Here is a 17,898-nt window from a genome sequence, read left to right on the forward strand (position 1 = left end):
GTTACCGAAGCAGTCGGTGAGTCCCGACGAGGTTACCGAAGCAGTCGGTGAATCGCGTAGATGCCCACCGCGCACGCGACCGGCGGGACGAGCCCGTAGATTGCAGGGAGGTCGTAGAGGAGTTGGACGACGGGAACGAGCGCCGAGACGGTCACGGGACCCACCGCGAACGGCTCTGCGGGCGTCTGAAGCTCCGCCGGCACCGACGCGACGAGCCCGACGTACACCGACAGCATGAACACGAAGCCCGCGAGCGCGAGGCTCAGGTCGTACCGCGGTTCCGAGCCGGTGCGGCGGTGTCGGCGGGCGACAAACAGTACGGGAGCGACCAGCGGCGCGACGACGAACAGCCCCACGAGGACGTAGAACGACCGCGAGAGGGTGAGCGAGCCACCGGGGACGCCGGCGGTCGCGCCGATAAGAACTACGAGTCCGAAGGCGACGAACAGCGAGACGACACCCGTCGCGAGGGCACCGACGAGCACGTAGCACTTGAACAGCCACGACTCGCTGTGCCGGAAGGCGTACGGGAACGCGCCGATGACGCCGCCGTAGTCGTCTGCCATCGGTCGCCCTTGGGAGCGGCCGCGATTAAAGCGACCGGTGTCGTTTTGACGCCGGGCGACGCGGCATCCTGTATGCAGGTAGACCTCGGGAACGTCCTCGACACGGCGTCGACCCACGGCGTCTCGCGCGAGGCGCTCGAACGACTCGACGGCCGCGTCGCGGCCGCCCACGACCGCATCGAACGCGGCCGAGAGGCCGGCGAACACGGCTACGAATCGCTGAACCTCCCGAACAGTACCGACCCCGCGGCGATTCGCGACGCGGTGAGCCGGTTCGACGACCCCTCGGCGGTCGTCACCGTCGGCATCGGCGGGAGCGCCCTCGGCGCGGCCACCCTCACCGACGCCCTCGAAAGAGACGTGGACGCCTACTACCTCGACAACGTCGACCCGGAGGCCGTCGACCGCCTCCTCGACTCGCTTGACCTCGCGTCGACCGTCGTCAACGTCGTCTCGCGGTCCGGCACGACCGCCGAGACGCTGGCGAACTTCCTCGTCGTGCAGGAGGCGATGGCCGACGCGGGCGTCGACTGGGCCGACCGGACGTTCGTCACGACCGGCGAGGAGGGCAACCTCCGCGACCTCGCCGACAAGCACGACCTCCCGTCGCTCCCCGTCCCGGACGGCGTCCCCGGCCGCTTTTCGGTGCTCTCGACGGTCGGCCTCGCCGCCGCCGCCCTCTGCGGCCACGACATCGAGGCGGTGCTGGAGGGCGCGACCGCACAGGAGGCGCGCCTGTCGGAATCGCTTTTCGACTCGCCCGCGTACGCCTACGGCGCGGTCTCCTACGCCCTCGCCGAGCGCGGCCTGCGGCAGAACGCGATGATGCCCTACGCGGAATCGCTCGAAACGTTCTCCGAGTGGTTCGCCCAGCTGTGGGCCGAGTCGCTCGGAAAGGACGGTCTCGGCCAGACGCCCCTGCGGGCGCTCGGCGCGACCGACCAGCACTCCCAGCTTCAACTGTACCGCGCCGGCCCGCGCGACAAACTCGTGACGCTCGTCCGCGCCACGGAGCGCGAGGACGTGGCCATCCCCGAGACCGACCTCGACGGCCTCGCGTACCTCGGTGGCTCGTCGCTCGGCGAACTGCTCGACGCCGAGTTCGAGGCGACCGAAGCGAGCCTCGCCGCGGCCGGCTGTCCGAACGTCCGCATCGAACTCGACCGCGTGGACGAGTACGGACTCGGTGAACTGCTCTACGCGATGGAGGCCGCCTGCGTCCTCTACGGCGAACTCGCCAGCGTGGACACGTTCATCCAGCCGGCGGTCGAGTGGGGCAAGCGCGCCGCCCGCGGCCTGCTCGGTGGCGGCGACTTCGGGGAAGCGGACGCGGTCGAAGAGAAATCTCGGCTGGTCGTCGAGTAACGAAACGCGCCCCACGAACCGACCCGAATCGGTTATCCGACCCCGTTCCGAAGGGGAGGGCAATGGCACACGACACCGCCCGCGCGTCTGCGAGCCCCGCAGACCACCTCCAAGCGTACGGTGGCATCATCATCGTCGTCGCCCTCTCGCTCATCGTCGGCGCGACGTTCGGCTCGCTCGCCGGCGGTCTCGCTCGCGGCGTGGTTCCGGGCGACACCGCACTCATCGGCGCGATACAGAGCGCCGGACAGTTCATCGGCTTCGGCGTCGTCGGCGCGGGCTACCTCGCCGCCCGCGACGACTGGGATCTGATTCGGTTCGAGCGACCGACCGCCCGCGACGCCCTGTGGATCGTCGGCGGGTTCGTCGCCGTGATGGGCGTCTACCTCGGCGCGTCGGCGCTGATGTCCGCGCTCGGCATCCAGAGTGGCGACAGCGTCATCGCCCAACAGGGCCGCGAGAACCCGGTGTACTTCCTGTATCTCACCGTCGTCACCATCGTCCTCGTCGGCCCGGCGGAGGAGCTTATCTTCCGCGGCGTCGCCTTCGGTGAACTCCGCCGACTCTGGGGTCCCGCGCCGGCGGTCGTCCTGTCGAGTCTGGTGTTCGCGTCGGTTCACGTCTGGTCGTTCTCCGGCGAGGGAGCCTTCGTCTCGCTCGGAATGGTGTTCCTCCTCGGGAGCGTCCTCGCGCTCGTCTACGAGAAAAGCGGAAACCTGCTCGTCGCCGCGCTGGTCCACGGGCTGTACAACGCGGTCCAGTTCCTCGTGAGCTACGCGCAGGCGACCGGCATGGTCTGAAAAAGAACGTCGGACAGCCGAGTCGAGTCGGCCGGGTCGACCGGCTTACGCCGGATTCTTCCGCGTCAGCTCCATCCCGCAGATGGGACAGCGCTCTTTGTTCTCGTCGAACTCGCGGCCGCAACCCTGACACTGGAACTTCCAGCTCCGCTGTTCTGCGATGCCGTCTTGGGCGATGACTTCGACGCCGACGTTGAGCCGCTCGGCGACGTTCTGCATCGCGTAGTCGTCGGTGACGAGCGTCGCGTCGAGTTCGAACGCGGCGGCGATGAGGCGCGTGTCAGTCTCCGAGAGCACGTCGCGGTCGCCGGTCTCACCCGCGGCGCGAAGCACCTTGTCTACGGTCCCCTGTCCGGGGATGTGGACGTACATGCCCGCGCCTTCGAGCGCGTCGAACCGGAAGGCGTGCTCGCCGGTGAGTTCTTCCTTGACGAGGGGAATCGAGGCCGTCTCGTCGTCGGTGTGGTACTCGTGGATGAACGCAGAAGCGTCGAGAATCCGCATTGAGAATCTATCCTGAAACTACCGTTGGACGACGATGTAATCCTTAACCGCCTGCACGCGATTCACCGGGACTCGGAACCGACCGCGGTCGTCCTGGTCGAATGCCACGCGGCTCGGGGCGACCTGTTCGTTCGGCTGGACGAGCAGGTCGTGAAGCTCGCCCGACTTCAGATCCATCGTGATGTTGTACAGCATCCCGAGTTCCGTCCCGTCGGACCCCATGACGGCCTTTCCGGAGAGGTTCTCGGCGAGTATGTCGGCCATACACACCCCTTCCTCGTCGGTTCACATAAACGGCACGGGCACGTCTGACGGGCGGCCGACGAGCGAGCCGAATCCCACTACGGGCCGCGAGAACAGTCGACACGGCAAAATCGTGGGACTCGTGCGCACGGCCGTGACGATGGACTTAACTTGAGTCACCGACTCGATTCCGGTAAGAGCTTTCTCCGGGGCGATTCTCCATGTCCGACACTGATTCGACGTCACAATCCGATACGCTTCGCACACCCATCGTGGCCGTTCTCGGCCACGTGGACCACGGGAAGACGAGTCTTCTCGACAAGATTCGCGGCTCCGCCGTCAGCGAGGGTGAGGCCGGTGCCATCACCCAGCACATCGGCGCGACCGCGGTCCCCTTAGACACTGTCTCGCAGATGGCCGGCAGCCTGGTCAAACCCGAGGACTTCGACCTTCCGGGGCTGTTGTTCATCGACACGCCGGGCCACCACTCCTTCAGCACCCTCCGCTCGCGCGGCGGGGCGCTCGCCGACATCGCCATCCTCGTGGTCGACGTGAACGACAGTTTCCAGCCACAGACCGAAGAGGCAATCGACATCCTCAAACGAACGGGGACGCCGTTCATCGTGGCCGCGAACAAGATAGACACGACGCCTGGCTGGAACCCCCAAGAGGGGGAACCCATCCAGAAAACGTACGAGGAACAGTCCCAGCGCGCCCGCTCGAAACTCGACGAGAAACTGTACGAGATTATCGGCGAACTCTCCGACCGGGGCTTTTCCTCGGACTTCTACTGGCGCGTTCAGAACTTCCAGTCCAACATCGGCGTCGTCCCCGTCTCCGCGCTCACCGGCGAGGGCATTCCGGACCTGCTGGGCGTCCTGATGGGCCTCTCCCAGCGCTACATGAAAGACGAGATGGCCATCGACGTGGCCGGCCCCGGCTCCGGGACGGTCCTCGAAGTCAAGGAGGAACGCGGCTTCGGCGCGACCCTCGACGTAGTCCTCTACGACGGGACGATTCGCGCGGGCGACACCGTCGTCGTCGGCGGCGCGAACGACCCCATCGTCACCGAGGTCCGCGCGCTCCTCCAGCCCCGCCCGAACGCCGAGATTCGTACTGAAAAACGGTTCGACAAGGTCGACGAGGTCCGCGCCGCGGCCGGTGTGAAAATCGCCGCGCCCGACCTCGAAGACGCGATGGCCGGCGCGCCGGTCCGCGTCGTCGGCGACCGCGACCTCGACGAGGTCATCCGCGAGGTCGAAGCCGAACTCGCCGACATCGAAGTGACGACCGAGGAAGAGGGCGTCGTTGTCAAGGCCGACACGCTCGGCAGCCTCGAAGCGATGGCGAACGCCTTACAGGAGGCCGAAGTCCCCATCCTCCGCGCCGAGGTCGGCGACATCGCCCCGCGCGACGTGGCCGTCGCCTCGACCGCCCGCGAACCCGAGCACAAGGTCATCCTCGGCTTCAACGTGGACGTGCTCTCGAACGCGGAGGCCGAACTCGAAAAGAACGACGTGAAGCTGTTCGAAGACGACGTCATCTATCAGCTCGTCGAGGAGTACGAAGAGCACGTCAACGAGATGAAGCGCGCCCAACAGGAGACGATTCTCGACAAAATCGTCCGCCCGTGTCGCTTCCGCATCCTCCAGGACCACGTCTTCCGGCAGAACAACCCCGCCGTCGTCGGCGTCGAAATCATGTCCGGGACCATCAAGAACAACATGAACGTCGTGAAGTGGGAAGACGGCGAGCCCAACCGCGTCGGTCAGCTCTCGGGTATCCAAGAGAACGGTGAGGACGTGTCGAGCGCCCGCGCGGGGTCGCGCGTCAGCGTCGCCATCGACGGCCCGACGGTCGGCCGGCAGATAGACGAGGGCGACGAACTCTGGATCGAACTCCCCGAGAAGCACGCGAAGATTCTCGAACAGGAGCTCCGCGACGACATCCCCACCGACGAACTGGAGGCGCTGTCGGGCTACCTCGAAAAGCACCGCCGCCGCGACCCCTTCTGGGGGAAGTAGGCAACTCATCTCGCCCTGGGCGTCCCGTTGACTTACTGCATCTGCGACCCGCAGGGCCCGTCCCGTCCGGCGAAATAACTAATATTCAGACGTTCCTACTCGTTTTCGAGTGGTATCATGCGCACACGAACATCCCATAGCGACAGCATCGTCTCGGAAGCGACGCGGTACGACGCCATCCTCGCGACACTTCCGCTCCCACTTGCCGCCGGAACCGTCGTCGGCACGCTCTCGCCGCTCCCCCTCTCGCTCGTCGTCGGCGCGAGCGGACTCGTCTCGGCGGCCGTCCTCGCCTACGGGTTGTTCGTTGCGACACCACGGTCGGTGACCGGTCCGGCCGGCGGGTCGGGCGCGTCCGCCGAGACCGACGCACCGCTCGACGGCGTTACGTCTCGCGTCCGCGACGACACCGGTCGAAACCGCCGTCGCGGGAGCGTCTGAGCGGAGTCACTCGCTCGCTCGTCTCGCGCTCAGGGGCGGTTCCACTCCCAGAACCAGTACGCCGCGCCGAACAGCATCAGCCCCGCGCCGAAGGCCGACGTCGCCGGTTCCGGGAAGACAAACAGCAGGAAGCCGACGATGATGAGCGTCGTCGGACCAATCTCGTCCGCGTAGTCGAAAATCGAAGCCATACCTCTCCTTCGACCGCCTCCGTGAAGTGTATTGTTCTCGTTCTGAAGTGACGAGAGAACTCTGAGACGAGGCGCAAGAGCGAGACGGAGGGTGGAACGAGCGGCGGCGAAGAATCAGTCGGTGGACCGCGACCGCGCGTCAGTCGCCACTCGGACCCCGACGGCGACGGGGGCTGTCGGGATTACCGAGCGGCGGGCGTAAGGTCGTCACCGACGGCGCTCATCACCTGAAACGCCGCGCTGGCGGCGAGGCCGCGAGCGACCTCGTTGCGGTCCTCGTCGGTGAGGCCGGCGTCGAGGTCGTCGGCGTCCGGCGAGAAGCCGGCGCTGACGGGGTGGCCGACCGGCGGGTGGACAGCCACGGTCGCCAGCGGTCCGTTCGCCCCGGTCGAGAGCTCCGAGCCGACGGCGAACCCCTCGGGGAGGTACGACTCCGTCCGCGAGACGATGCCGGCGACGGCCCGCCGGAGTGCGTCCATCTGCTCGACGGTCAGTTCTCGGTTGGCCGACGGCTGGCCGGCCCCAGCCACGCCGGGAGCGCCCGCATATGGGTTGTTCCCGTTCATCAGTCGTCTGCGATACGGGTAGGACGTGTAAAAAGCCGTCGTCGGCGGTGATGTGGTGAGCGAATCAAAAACCGGCTGGCCGCGCGGCGACGCCGCCGTCAGGCCGGTCGCGGGAGCGACACGGTGACCACGGTCCCGTGGGCCTTCGGCTTCGAGATGTCGAGCGACCCGCCGGAGGCGTCGACGATGGCGCGGACGAGCCAGAGACCGACGCCGCTGGTGTGCGAAAGCGGCGTCTCAGCCCCGGAAAGGAGGGCATCGCGCTCGGCATCGGGAATACCGGGGCCGTTGTCGGTGACGGTAACCCCGACGACTTCGCCGAGTTGCCAGACGCCGACGTGCACCTCCGGTTCGTCGCAGTCGGCGTGGACGACGGCGTTGTCGAGTAACTCCGCGAGACTCCGCGGGAGCGCCGGGTGCGCCCGCACGACGAGCGCCTCCGGCGAGGCGACCGAGACCTGCACCGCCGGGTACTCCATTTCGAGGTCCTCGACGGCGTCGGCGACCGCACAGGAGAGGTCGACGTCGACCTCGTTCCCCTCAGCGAGTTCGACGGTGCGGAGGAGCGCGACCTCGTCGCTCACTTCGACCAGCCGGTTCGCGCGCTCCTGAATCGCCTCGACCGGATCGATGTTCGAACTCGCGTCGCCTTTCGACTCGACGAGTTCGGCGTAGCCGAGGATGGCGGTGCAGGCGTTTCTGATGTCGTGTCTGAGGATTCGATGGAGGACGCTCGTGTGTGCGAGCGTCGATTCCAGTTGCTCGGAGGTCCGGTTCAGTTTGGACTGACTCCGGTTGACGAGGGCGTACACCAACAGCGCCGACAGGCCGACGAACAGCCATCCCTTCGCCGTCTGGATGAGTTCGTGGTTCGGGAGTCCCTCTACGAGACTGTCGCTCGTCGCGACCCAAAGGAAGCCGAAGGCGGCGTAGATAAGCGCCACTCGCCCGGAAGACAGGTCGAACGGCGCGTCACCACTCATGCCGGAGAGATTCTCACAAAAGCTGATGAGTCCGTCGGTCAGCACATGGGCGGTTTAGAAGACGGATTCGCTCTGTCCGTAGGCCGCGACCGTGATGGCGGTAGTGTAGCCGTCGCCCTCGTGGGTCCCGGTCGTGAGCGCGACATCCTCGTCGTCAAACGACCACTCGCGGAGGTTCCGGCCCGCTTCGAGCCCGTCGAGGACGGCCGCGCGAACGCTCGCTTCGTCGGTTCCGGACGCCTCGTAGAACAGACCGGGTCCGGAGCCGGTCGCCCAACCGAGGCCGGCGACGACCGTCTCGCCGGGCGTCGAGGTGGTCTCGCGGGCCTGCACCACGGTCAGTCGGTTGCCCGCCGGGCCGAGGTCGGGGGCCACGTCGACCGCCTCGACGGTCGCGTCGGCGGGGACGACCGAGGAGACAGTGACGAGGTTGTAGTTGTGGACGTTGGCGGCGGCGAGGGCGGCGTCGTACGACGCCATCTCGGTGGGGGCGGTGCCGACCCCGCGGACGACGCGAATCGTGTTCATGTCCGAACTCTCGCGGCGGCGGAAAAGGGGGTTACGAATAGTGGCGCTCGAAAGCCGAGGCGACCGACCGTCGTCGGTAACGGGTGTCGGTGACTCAGTACTGGTAGTCCGTGAAGCCCGAGATGGGGCCGGTGCCGGACTCCTCGACGTTCGAGAGCTTCTCGTGGGCGGCGTCGAAGTCCGCGCCCGTCACCTCGGTCCGGCCGTCGCGGATAGCGAACATCCCGGCCTCGGTCGTGAGCGACGCGATGTCCGCGCCGGAGTAGTCGTCGAGTTCCTCGGCGAGCGCGTCGAGGTCCACGTCGTCGGCGACGTTCATGTCGCGGGTGTGGATGTCGAGGATGCGGCGGCGGCCCTCGACGGCGGGCTTGGGCACCTCGATGAGGCGGTCGAACCGCCCCGGGCGGAGGATGGCCTCGTCGAGCATGTCGAAGCGGTTGGTCGCCGCGATGATGCGGATGTCGCCGCGGTCGTCGAAGCCGTCCATCTCCGAGAGGAGCTGCATCATCGTGCGCTGGACCTCGGCGTCGCCGGAGGTCTTCGAGTCCGTGCGCTTCGAGGCGACGGCGTCGATTTCGTCGATGAAGATGACCACGGGCTCGCGCTCGGCGGCGAGCTTGAACAGGTCGCGGACGAGCCGCGCGCCCTCGCCGATGAACTTCTGGACGAGTTCGGAGCCGGCCATCTTGATGAACGAGGCGTTGGTCTCGTTGGCGACGGCCTTCGCGAGCATCGTCTTACCGGTCCCTGGCGGGCCGTACAGGAGCACGCCCGCGGGCGGGTCGATGCCGACTTCCTCGAACATCTCGGGGTTCTCGAGGGGCTGTTCGACGGCCTCGCGGACCTCGCGGACCTGCTCGTCGATGCCGCCGATGTCGTCGTAGGTGACCGTCGGCGACTCGACGACCTCCATCGCCTGCGCCCGCGCGTCCGTCTCGTCGTCGAGAATAGTCTGGACGGCGAACGAGTCGTTGATGGCGACGCGGTCGCCGGGTTCGATGTCGTCGATGTTCAGGCTCGGTGCGAACTCAGTCAGGACCTCCTGGTTGTTGCCGTGCTGCTTGATGATGACGCCGTCGTCGGTCAACTCCTCGACCGTGGCGATGTAGTACGAGGCCGTCTTCAGGGCCTCGTTTCGCGCCTTCATCTGGTCGACCTCGTCGACCAGTTCGGCGTGACGGTCGTCGGCGTTCTGGAGCCGCTGGTCGAGTTCGCGGTTGACGTCGACCATGCGTTCGAAGTGCTGGCGGAGTGCAGAGAGACGCTCTGCATCCGACATCTCGGGGTCCAGATCGAGATGAGGACGTTCCGGGAGAGATGGACTCCGTGACATCAGTGATTGGCCACACTTAGGCATGCGCGTAAATGTGCCTTTGGGTCAGAGAACACGAGTGCGCCGCTCGAAGCGGTTTTAGGTGACAGCGACTCCGTGGCGGTTCGTCTTCCAGGCGAATCGGCGGCCCGCGGGCGGTGTCTGCGACTCGCGCGAAGCGGACGGGCCCAGCAAGAGCACTCGCGTATCAAGAAGATATGGAAGGAGGAAGTTGCGGAGGTTCGGTGTGTACAGGTCGCCCCTCGTTTCGGCCCGACATGCCCTCCGCGAGAACAAATACGGCGCCCATCGACTTGAAAGGAATTCGTCATCGCCGAGAACGTCCCGTAACTCGGGATGTCGGTATTCATCCGGTACTATCTGCCGGGCGATGCCTGGAAGCCATCGACCGAAAGCCGTCACCGAGTCCGCTCGCCCTGATAGCTCCCGTCGTAGGTCTCGTCGTGGTTCGCGTCCGCGAGGACGATTTGGGCGACGCGCGCGCCGCGTTCGAGTTCGACCGGGTGGTGGACCTGCAGGAGTCCCTCGCCTTTCCCCTCGTAGCCGGCGTCCCAGACGGCCGTGTTCAGCATACAGGAGTTCCGCATGAGCGACGACCGCGGGTAGATGAAGCCGACGTGGTCCTCGGGGATGTGGACCGTCTCGGCGTACTGGAGGACGTACCCGCCGGGGTCGAGTCGGTACGTCTCGGTGTCCGGGTCGGCGAACTCGAGGGCCCGACGCTCGCCGACGGTCTTTCCCTCGCGGCCGAGGCGACCCGGTTCGACCTGTTCGAGGACCGCTTCGAGCGTCAGGTCGACGCCGTTGGGTTGGACCTGTTCGGCCGTGACCGGCGAGATGTGCTGTGCGACGAACGAGCCAGCGCGGTGCATATCCGAACCCTGTTTAGCGGGCGCAAAACTGTGCCGGACCGCGCCCGTCGTCTCCCCGATAGTCGCCCCGCGTTTGGGGTCGTGAGAGGAGTCCAAACTGCCCCCCTGCTTGGGGCGGTGACGACCCCCGCGGTGACAAGTCACATAGGAGAACCAACAAGGAGTTTAATGGCCCTTAGACGCTACAAACCCCGAGACAGCGCTATCTTTCACGTTCGAAGATAGGGAAGTACGCGGGATTTATATCCGAGGACCATCGAGGTTCGGGTGTTATGGGACAGACGCTCACGGAAAAGATTCTCTCGGACCACCTCGTCGAGGGTGACCTCACCCCCGGAGAGGAGATCGGAATCGAAATCGACCAAGTCCTGATGCAGGACACGACTGGGACGATGGTTTGGCTCCAGTTCGAGGCGCTCGACCTCGACGAGGCGCAGACCGAACTCGCCGCCCAGTACTGCGACCACCAGACCTACCAGTTCGACTTCAAGAACACGGACGACCACCGCTTCCTCCGTTCCGCGGCCGGGACATATGGTGCCCACTTCTCCCGCCCCGGTAACGGTATCTGCCACAACGTCCACAAGGAGAACTTCGCCGCGCCCGGCAAGACGCTCCTCGGCTCGGACTCCCACACGCCGACTCCCGGCGGCCTCGGCCAGCTCGCCATCGGTGCCGGTGGCCTCGACATCGCTGTCGCCATGGGCGGCGGCGCGTACTACGTCGAGATGCCGGAGGTCGTGAACGTTCGCCTCGAAGGCGAACTCCCCGAGTGGTCCTCCGCGAAGGACGTCATCCTCGAGATGCTCCGCCGCGAGACCGTCAAGGGCGGCGTCGGCAAGGTGTTCGAGTACACCGGACCCGGTGCCGAGTCGCTCAGCGTGCCCGAGCGAACCACCATCACCAACATGGGGACCGAACTCGGTGCCACCTCGTCGCTCTTCGAGACCGACGAGAAGACCAAGGACTACCTCGAGCGCCAGGGTCGCGGCGACGAGTACATCGAGCTGACGGCCGACGAGGACGCCGAATACGCCGACGAAATCGTCATCGACCTCAGCGACCTCGAACCGCTCATCGCCTGCCCGTCGATGCCGGACAAGGTCGTTCCCGTCCGCGAAGTCGCCGGCGAGAAGGTCGAACAGGTCCTCGTCGGTTCCTGTACGAACGGCGGCTACGAGGACATCCTCCCGGCCGCGAAGATGTTCAAGGGTCGCGAAGTCGCAAAGCACCTCGAGATGATCGTCGCGCCCGGTTCGAAGCAGGCCGGCGAGATTCTCGCTCGGCAGGGCTGGACAGCAGAGATGATGGCCGCTGGTGTCAACGTCTCCGAGGCGACCTGTGGACCGTGTATCGGTATCGGCCACGTGCCCGCCTCCGACTCCATCTCGCTGCGCACCTTCAACCGCAACTTCGAGGGTCGCTCCGGTATCGAGGACGACAACGTCTACCTATGTTCGCCGCAGGTCGCCGCCGCCGCGGCGCTCAAGGGCGAAATTATCGACCCGCGTGACCTCGCCGACGAACTCGGTGACCTCGACGCCCCCGGCGTCGAACTCCCCGAGAAGTACGACGGCTCGAAGACGGACCTCATCTACGCCGAAGACGCCATCGACGACGAGCTCATCAAGGGCCCGAACATCGGCGAGGTCCCGCTGCAGGACCCCCTCGGCTCCAACATCTCGGGTGAGACCCTCCTGAAGATGGAGGACAACATCACGACCGACCACATCATCCCGGCGACGTCCGACATCCTCAAGTTCCGCTCGAACATCGAGCGCCTCTCGGACTTCACGCTCTCGCGCGTCGACGAGACGTTCGCCCAGCGCGCCAAGGACGCCGGTACCGGCGTCCTCGTCGCGGGCGAGAACTACGGTCAGGGTTCCTCCCGCGAACACGCCGCGATGTGTCCGATGTACCTCGGCATCGAGGCGGTCCTCGCGCAGTCGTTCGCTCGCATCCACAAGGCGAACCTGTTCAACTTCGGTATCGTCCCCCTCGCCATCGACGAGGAAACGTACGAGAAGATCGAGCAGGGCGACGACGTCGAAATCGTCGACGACGTTGCCGAAGCCGTCGAATCCGGCCAGGAAGAGTTCACCATCCGCGTGAACGACGACTGGGAAGCGACGGCGAACCTGCACGCCTCCGAGCGCGAGCGTCGTATCCTCACCGCCGGCGGCAAGCTCCCCCTCACGAAGCAGCAGGCTGAGGGCGGCGCTGCCCCCGCGGACGACTGAACGCGACCAACACACCTTCTCACTTTTTCGCCCGGCGAGCGGCGGCTATCGCGCGGCCCGAGGTAGTGCACCGTCCGCTCCCGTGCGCGTCTGTCCTAGCGTCGCTTCCGCGTCCGTCCGACGACCGTCCGCGCCCGTGCCGTCGGGCTTTTGCGTGCCAACCACGTAGCGCCGGGCGTGACGGCGTTCGACGACGCGCTCGCCGGCGACTTGGTCGTCAGGCGGGTCGACCGGGCGGACCTCCTCGACGTGCTCCGCATCGAGCGGACGTGTTTCTCCGAGCCGTGGCCGTACTCCGCGTTCGAGATGTTCGTCGACGAGCCGGCGTTTCTCGTCGCCGCCCGCGGGGACGAGGTGCTCGGCTACGTCGTCGCCGACGTGATGCCGAACCACGGCAACGACATCGGCCACGTGAAGGACCTCGCGGTCCGTCCGGAGGCCCGCGGGAACGGCCTCGGCCGGCGGCTGCTCGTCCAGTCGCTGACGGCGATGGCCATCGCGGGCGCCACGGTCGTGAAGCTCGAAGTCCGCGTCTCGAACGAGCCGGCTATCGGCCTCTACCGAAGCCTCGGCTTCGAACCCGCTCGCCGGGTGCCGGGCTACTACGGCGACGGCGAGGACGCGTACATCATGGTCCTCGACGTGGCGGAGTGGCAGCGCGCCTGACAGGACCGCTCGCGGCCGAAGGAGCGCTTATCACGACGAGCCACGTACACGAGTTGTGTTACCGTCCCCCACCGTGCTCTGTGTGAGTGACGACGGCGAGTTCGCGGCGTCTCTCGACTCGTCGCTGTCGTCGCTCGACGGAGCGACGACCGTCCGGCACGTCCGCACCCCCGCCGCGGCGCGCGCGGAACTCGTTTCCGCCTCGGCGGCCATCTCTTGTATCGTCCTGGCCGCCCCCACGGCGGCCGGCGACGAGGGGGCGTTCGTCCGCGACATCTACGCCCAGGGTATCGACGTCCCGGTCGTCGTCGCGGCCGCCGACCAGGAGACCGCGACCCGTGCAGTCGAAGCCGGTGCGACGGACTACGTCGTCCGCGACGACGACCCCGAGACGATGTCGTGGCTCGCCTTCCGCGTCGAGCGGGCGCTCGGCGAATGCACCCTCGCGCGGAGCCACCGGGACCGAATCGAACAGCAGCGCGTCGTCTCCGAAATCGGAACGCGGGCGCTGACCGCCGTCGACCTCGACTCGACGCTCGACCACGCCGCGAGTCGCGTCCGCGACGTGCTCGACGCCAGTTCGGTCACGGTTTTCGAGGGCCTCGACGACGGCGCGTTCCGCGTCGCCGCCGCCGCGGGCTGGTCGGCGAATCGTGGCCACGGACTCGCCGCGGCCGGGGGAACGCAGGCGGTCGAGACGTACCGGACTGGGCGTTCGACGCTCGTCGACGACTTCGACGACGACGAGCGCTTCGAGCACGTGAGCGGCGCGGGCCCGTCGGAACCGAAAAGCGGAATGAGCGCGGCCATCGGCGGCGACGACACCCGGTGGGGAGTCATCGCCGTCCACGGCGTCGCCCGCGGGCAGTTCACCGACGACGACGTGCTCTTCTTGGAGAACATCGCTGCCGTCGTCGGCGCGGCGACCGAGCGGCACGAACTGAAAAGCGCCCTCTCGGAGGTCTTAGGGCGGATGGACGAGGCGGTGATGGGATTCGACGCGGACTGGCGCGTCACCTACGTCAACTCGACGGCCGAACACGGCCTCGGGATGTCGGCCGCGGCGGTGTTGGGGACGCGCATCTGGGACTCGGTGCCCGAGGCGACCGTCTTTCGCGAGGAGTTCGAGCGCGCGATGGAGCGACAGGAGCCGACGACTTTCGAACAGTACTACGACCGCCTCGAAACGTGGTACGCGGTTCGGGCGTACCCCTCCGAGACGGGGCTCTCGGTCTACTTCACCGACATCACGGAGCAGTTGGAACACGAGGTCGAAGCCGAGCAGTACGGGCGGATGCTGGCGACCGTCGCCGACGCGGTGTACGCGCTGGACGACGAGGGGCGGTTCGCGGCGGTCAACCCCGCGTTCGAGCGACTCACCGGACTCGACCGCGACCGCGTCATCGGGTCGTCCACGGCGTTGCTCACCGAGAACGCGAGTGCGACCGACGGCAGCGACGAGGCGTTCGTGTCGACCTCGCAGGGAATCGTGGAATTGGACCTGCGGACGCCCGACGAAGGGGTCGTCAGAGTCGAGGACCACCGGACGCCACTGGTCGTCGGCGGGGAGGAGGTCGGTTCGGTCGGCGTCCTCCGCGACGTGACGAAGCGACACCGCTACGAGCGCCTGCTCGCGACGCTCCACGACCGGACCCGAGAGATGATGGGCGCGACCGACCGACAGGCGGTCCTCCGGGCCGCCGTCGACGCCTGCGACGAGGTGCTCGGCGACGCCCGAACGGAGCTTTTCGTCTTCGACGAGGCGGACACGAGCCTCGTCCGCGTCGGCGCGGCCGGAACCGGCCTCGGCGACAAACCGGTCGGTGGCGGCCTGGACCGCGGCGGAGTCTGGGACGCGTTCGTCTCCGGCGAGGTCCGCGTGGTCGAACTCGCGCCCGACGGGGGCGTCGTCGACGGCGTCGAGCGCGTCATCGCCGCGCCGCTCGGTCGCCACGGCGTTCTCGTCACCGGCCACCCCGGCACCGTCGCGCCCAACGAGGTCGACGTGGAGCTCGTGAACCTGCTTTCTGCGACGGTCGAGGAGCTGCTCGACCGAATCGACGCCGAGGCGGAGCTACGCGAGCGCGACCGCCGGCTCGAGGCCCAGAACGAGGCGCTCACCCGACTCGACCGAATCAACGCGACCATCCGGAACATCAACCAGTCGCTCATCCGCGCGCCGACCCGTGGCGAGGCGCTCTCGGCCGTCGCCGAGCACCTCGTCGACGCCGACGACTACGCCATTGTCTGGCACGCAGAGGCCAGGGACGTGGACGAGACGTACCGGCCGACGAGCGACGCGGTTCACGGTGCTGACACCGCCTACGCCGACCGGCTCGGAGAGGTGGCGTCCGCGGAGCCGCTGTTTCCCCTGCTCAAAGCCGCCGTGGAGACCCAGGAGATACAGGTGATAGCGGACGTGCTCGATGACCCCGCGTGGGCCGACCACCGCGGCGACGCCCTCAGCTACGGGTTCCGCGCTATCGCGGCCATCCCCGCGGTCGCCGACGACCGAGTGGAGGCGCTGTTCGTCATCCACGCAACCGACCCGGACGCCTTCGCCGACGACGACGGCCTGCTCACCGACCTGGGCGAGACGGTCGGCTACGCCCTCGCGGCCACCGGGCGCGCCGACGCCATGCTGACCGAGCGCCGGACGGACGTGCAGGTACAGCTCGGCGGCGACCGGCTGTCGCTGTCGCGGCTCGCCCGGCGCGTCGGCCGCGCGGTGAGCCTCGGCGGCGTCATCCCGAACTCCGACGGCTCCGTCATCGCGTTCGTTACCAGCGACGCGGAACCCGAGGAAGTCGTCGCCGCCGGACGGGACATCGCGACGCGCGTGCGCCACGTCTCGACCGACGACTCGGGGTCACTGTTCGAACTCCGCCTCCCGCGGGAGTCGCTGTTCGAGACGCTGTACGCCTCGGAGGCGACCCTGCGCGCGCTCGACGCGACGCCGACCCAGACCACGCTCACCGCCGAGGTGCCGGAGCGAATCCGGGTCCGGTCGTTCGTCGACGCGCTCGACTCGAACTACCCGGGGACGAGTCTGCTGTCGCGGCGGACCGCGGACGACGGCACCGAGTCGCCGCAGACGTTCGCCGCCGAGATGCGCGAGGCGTGGACGAGTCGGCAGTACGAGTCGATTCGGGCGGCCCACCTCGCCGGATTCTACGAGTGGCCGCGCCGCAGCACCGCCGAGACGCTCGCCGAGACGTTCGACATCAGCGCGCCGACTTACCAGTACCACCTGCGCGCGGCCGAGCGAAAACTGGTCGGGCGCGTCTTCAAATGACAACGTACCACATGAGAACCAGCGATACCAGCTGATTTTCAGTTACGGTTCTAGGTACCTAGAGGTGGCGCGCGCGCCACCACTAGTTGGATAGCAGCGACCGATATATCCACGAGCGTCGTCGGCACGGGTGTCGGCGAGGCGCCGACGCGAACCGAACCATGGACGAAACTCGCGTGTTACCGGGCAACGATGTGGGATGGAACACGGGGTCGACCGACGAGGTCGTCGCCCGACACGATTGGAGCGGACGAGACACCCTCGCGGTGACCGTCGTCACCGCGACCGCTCAACTGACAGACGTGGACGCTGTCGACCTCCCGCCGCTGTCCGAGACTATCGACCCCGACGCACTCTGCCAACTGTTCGCTCCGCTGGCGCGGGCACCGGCGACGGACGGCGGCACCCGCGGGTCGGTCGTCCCCTCGCGCGGTCGAATCGGGTTCCGGTACGCTGCCTGCGACGTGACCGTCTGGGCCGACGGAACGGTCATCGTCAAGTCCGCCTGACGCATCGACACACGAACGAATCGGTATCACCACCACCCACCACCACACGACGCGGCACCTCGTTCGGTGCCGCGAGAGCCGCCTGTCGCCCGCGACCCACCCACCACCGCGCGGGCGACGCGGCCACATTTCCTTTGACGACCGACGACGCCGACGCGGTGCGATACGACAGGACACAACGCGCCGCAACGCGACACAGGGCGACGCGAGAGTGCGACGGGTTTTGGTACACAGAGCCGCTACCGGAGGCCATGGGATACGCCTGTCCGGTCTGCGACGCGCCGCAGCGCGACGAGACGCACCTCGCAAACCACCTCGCGTTGCAGGCCATCGTCCACGGCGACGACCACGAGACGTGGCTGGACGAACACGCCCCTGAGTGGGCCGACCTGAACGCCGACTCGCTCGGCCCGCTCGTCTCCGACCTCGCCGAGGAACGGGAGTTCGACGAGGTGTTCGAGGATACGGTCGACCGCACGGGAGGCCGGGGGCACGGCCACGGCCACGGCCACGACCACGACCACGGCCACGACATCCCCGACCGACAGCCGCAACAGTTCGGCGGTTCCGGCGGGTCACAGTCGCTGTCTGGCGACGCGGCGCGCATCTTCGAGGAGGCGCAGTCGCTCACCCGCGAGATGTACGAGGAGGGTGAAGACGGCGACGACGCGAGGGGCGACGACCCCGGCGACGCCGACGATGACAGTGCCAACGACGCCGACGGTTCCGACGACGCGGACAGGAAAGAGTCGTAAGTCCGGGCCCCGAACCG

General features: G+C 67.3%; 18 protein-coding genes. 9 read left to right on the forward strand and 9 right to left on the reverse strand.

Annotation, left to right across the window (positions count from 1 at the left end; translation table 11 throughout):
* Positions 1 to 32 precede the first annotated feature (32 nt).
* A complete protein-coding gene (locus AM590_RS01220; protein WP_058825850.1) occupies positions 33 to 566 on the reverse strand; it encodes a hypothetical protein in 534 nt (177 codons plus the stop codon).
* Between the two features lie 72 nt (positions 567 to 638).
* Here AM590_RS01220 and AM590_RS01225 point away from each other — a divergent pair, with 72 nt between their 5' ends.
* Together AM590_RS01225 and AM590_RS01230 are read left to right on the forward strand one after the other, a co-directional pair.
* Entirely contained in the window at positions 639 to 1,931 is a 1,293-nt protein-coding gene (locus AM590_RS01225) for a hypothetical protein (protein ID WP_058825851.1), read from the forward strand.
* A gap of 62 nt (positions 1,932 to 1,993) precedes the next feature.
* Positions 1,994 to 2,731 carry a CPBP family intramembrane glutamic endopeptidase gene (locus AM590_RS01230; protein ID WP_058825852.1) on the forward strand — a complete coding sequence of 246 codons (738 nt, stop codon included), beginning with the start codon at positions 1,994 to 1,996 and terminating at the stop codon, positions 2,729 to 2,731.
* A gap of 45 nt (positions 2,732 to 2,776) precedes the next feature.
* Here the strand turns inward: AM590_RS01230 and AM590_RS01235 are convergent, their stop codons facing one another.
* Both AM590_RS01235 and AM590_RS01240 read right to left on the reverse strand, forming a co-directional pair.
* Complete coding sequence (locus tag AM590_RS01235) at positions 2,777 to 3,235, reverse strand: NOB1 family endonuclease (protein ID WP_058825853.1); 459 nt, start codon at positions 3,233 to 3,235, stop codon at positions 2,777 to 2,779.
* An 18-nt stretch (positions 3,236 to 3,253) separates the two neighbouring features.
* Positions 3,254 to 3,499, reverse strand: coding sequence for a PRC-barrel domain-containing protein (locus tag AM590_RS01240; protein WP_004976296.1), 246 nt, complete (start codon positions 3,497 to 3,499; stop codon positions 3,254 to 3,256).
* Between the two features lie 200 nt (positions 3,500 to 3,699).
* Between AM590_RS01240 and infB the strand changes: the two genes are divergently transcribed.
* Positions 3,700 to 5,502 (forward strand): translation initiation factor IF-2, encoded by a 1,803-nt coding sequence (gene infB / locus AM590_RS01245; protein ID WP_058825854.1) that lies wholly within the window; start codon positions 3,700 to 3,702, stop codon positions 5,500 to 5,502.
* A gap of 117 nt (positions 5,503 to 5,619) precedes the next feature.
* The gene (locus AM590_RS01250; RefSeq protein ID WP_058825855.1) at positions 5,620 to 5,943 is read left to right on the forward strand and encodes a hypothetical protein; all 324 of its coding nucleotides are present in this window, start codon (positions 5,620 to 5,622) and stop codon (positions 5,941 to 5,943) included.
* A gap of 29 nt (positions 5,944 to 5,972) precedes the next feature.
* On the opposite strand, the gene AM590_RS20685 is transcribed toward AM590_RS01250, so the two are convergent.
* The 6 genes from AM590_RS20685 to AM590_RS01275 all read right to left on the reverse strand — a co-directional run bounded on the left by AM590_RS20685 (position 5,973) and on the right by AM590_RS01275 (position 10,416).
* Positions 5,973 to 6,134, reverse strand: a complete 162-nt coding sequence (locus tag AM590_RS20685) for a hypothetical protein (protein WP_172795730.1) — start codon at positions 6,132 to 6,134, stop codon at positions 5,973 to 5,975.
* 182 nt (positions 6,135 to 6,316) lie between these two features.
* A complete protein-coding gene (locus tag AM590_RS01255; protein WP_042661733.1) occupies positions 6,317 to 6,700 on the reverse strand; it encodes a DUF5811 family protein in 384 nt (127 codons plus the stop codon).
* A 98-nt stretch (positions 6,701 to 6,798) separates the two neighbouring features.
* Positions 6,799 to 7,644: a sensor histidine kinase KdpD gene (locus AM590_RS01260; RefSeq protein ID WP_082677631.1), complete on the reverse strand. Its 846-nt coding sequence runs from the start codon at positions 7,642 to 7,644 to the stop codon at positions 6,799 to 6,801.
* 93 nt (positions 7,645 to 7,737) lie between these two features.
* Entirely contained in the window at positions 7,738 to 8,211 is a 474-nt protein-coding gene (locus AM590_RS01265; RefSeq protein ID WP_058825856.1) for a pyruvoyl-dependent arginine decarboxylase, read from the reverse strand.
* 94 nt (positions 8,212 to 8,305) lie between these two features.
* Positions 8,306 to 9,544, reverse strand: coding sequence for a proteasome-activating nucleotidase Pan2 (gene pan2 / locus AM590_RS01270; protein ID WP_008096396.1), 1,239 nt, complete (start codon positions 9,542 to 9,544; stop codon positions 8,306 to 8,308).
* A 398-nt stretch (positions 9,545 to 9,942) separates the two neighbouring features.
* On the reverse strand, positions 9,943 to 10,416 hold the full coding sequence (locus AM590_RS01275; RefSeq protein ID WP_058825857.1) for a deoxyuridine 5'-triphosphate nucleotidohydrolase: 474 nt from the start codon (positions 10,414 to 10,416) through the stop codon (positions 9,943 to 9,945).
* Between the two features lie 272 nt (positions 10,417 to 10,688).
* Between AM590_RS01275 and AM590_RS01280 the strand changes: the two genes are divergently transcribed.
* The 5 genes from AM590_RS01280 to AM590_RS01300 all read left to right on the forward strand — a co-directional run bounded on the left by AM590_RS01280 (position 10,689) and on the right by AM590_RS01300 (position 17,881).
* Positions 10,689 to 12,656: an aconitate hydratase gene (locus AM590_RS01280; protein WP_058825858.1), complete on the forward strand. Its 1,968-nt coding sequence runs from the start codon at positions 10,689 to 10,691 to the stop codon at positions 12,654 to 12,656.
* A 177-nt stretch (positions 12,657 to 12,833) separates the two neighbouring features.
* The gene (gene rimI, locus AM590_RS01285) at positions 12,834 to 13,322 is read left to right on the forward strand and encodes a ribosomal protein S18-alanine N-acetyltransferase (protein ID WP_004976308.1); all 489 of its coding nucleotides are present in this window, start codon (positions 12,834 to 12,836) and stop codon (positions 13,320 to 13,322) included.
* 82 nt (positions 13,323 to 13,404) lie between these two features.
* Positions 13,405 to 16,617 carry a bacterio-opsin activator domain-containing protein gene (locus tag AM590_RS01290; RefSeq protein ID WP_058825859.1) on the forward strand — a complete coding sequence of 1,071 codons (3,213 nt, stop codon included), beginning with the start codon at positions 13,405 to 13,407 and terminating at the stop codon, positions 16,615 to 16,617.
* 161 nt (positions 16,618 to 16,778) lie between these two features.
* Positions 16,779 to 17,126: a HalOD1 output domain-containing protein gene (locus tag AM590_RS01295; RefSeq protein WP_058825860.1), complete on the forward strand. Its 348-nt coding sequence runs from the start codon at positions 16,779 to 16,781 to the stop codon at positions 17,124 to 17,126.
* Between the two features lie 251 nt (positions 17,127 to 17,377).
* Positions 17,378 to 17,881 carry a DUF5810 domain-containing protein gene (locus AM590_RS01300; protein ID WP_058825861.1) on the forward strand — a complete coding sequence of 168 codons (504 nt, stop codon included), beginning with the start codon at positions 17,378 to 17,380 and terminating at the stop codon, positions 17,879 to 17,881.
* The last annotated feature ends 17 nt before the right edge of the window (positions 17,882 to 17,898 follow it).

The sequence above is a fragment of the Haloferax sp. Q22 genome, assembly GCF_001482285.1.
In the GTDB taxonomy this organism is placed as follows: domain Archaea; phylum Halobacteriota; class Halobacteria; order Halobacteriales; family Haloferacaceae; genus Haloferax.

Coding starts and splice junctions, on each gene's coding strand:
- AM590_RS01295 (WP_058825860.1), top strand. CDS start 16,779: ATGGACGAAACTCGCGTGTTACCGGGCAACGATGTGGGATGGAACACG.
- AM590_RS01235 (WP_058825853.1), bottom strand. CDS start 3,235: ATGCGGATTCTCGACGCTTCTGCGTTCATCCACGAGTACCACACCGAC.
- infB (WP_058825854.1), top strand. CDS start 3,700: ATGTCCGACACTGATTCGACGTCACAATCCGATACGCTTCGCACACCC.
- AM590_RS01240 (WP_004976296.1), bottom strand. CDS start 3,499: ATGGCCGACATACTCGCCGAGAACCTCTCCGGAAAGGCCGTCATGGGG.
- AM590_RS01225 (WP_058825851.1), top strand. CDS start 639: ATGCAGGTAGACCTCGGGAACGTCCTCGACACGGCGTCGACCCACGGC.
- AM590_RS01300 (WP_058825861.1), top strand. CDS start 17,378: ATGGGATACGCCTGTCCGGTCTGCGACGCGCCGCAGCGCGACGAGACG.
- AM590_RS20685 (WP_172795730.1), bottom strand. CDS start 6,134: ATGGCTTCGATTTTCGACTACGCGGACGAGATTGGTCCGACGACGCTC.
- AM590_RS01230 (WP_058825852.1), top strand. CDS start 1,994: ATGGCACACGACACCGCCCGCGCGTCTGCGAGCCCCGCAGACCACCTC.
- AM590_RS01275 (WP_058825857.1), bottom strand. CDS start 10,416: ATGCACCGCGCTGGCTCGTTCGTCGCACAGCACATCTCGCCGGTCACG.
- AM590_RS01280 (WP_058825858.1), top strand. CDS start 10,689: ATGGGACAGACGCTCACGGAAAAGATTCTCTCGGACCACCTCGTCGAG.
- AM590_RS01265 (WP_058825856.1), bottom strand. CDS start 8,211: ATGAACACGATTCGCGTCGTCCGCGGGGTCGGCACCGCCCCCACCGAG.
- AM590_RS01250 (WP_058825855.1), top strand. CDS start 5,620: ATGCGCACACGAACATCCCATAGCGACAGCATCGTCTCGGAAGCGACG.
- AM590_RS01220 (WP_058825850.1), bottom strand. CDS start 566: ATGGCAGACGACTACGGCGGCGTCATCGGCGCGTTCCCGTACGCCTTC.
- pan2 (WP_008096396.1), bottom strand. CDS start 9,544: ATGTCACGGAGTCCATCTCTCCCGGAACGTCCTCATCTCGATCTGGAC.
- AM590_RS01255 (WP_042661733.1), bottom strand. CDS start 6,700: ATGAACGGGAACAACCCATATGCGGGCGCTCCCGGCGTGGCTGGGGCC.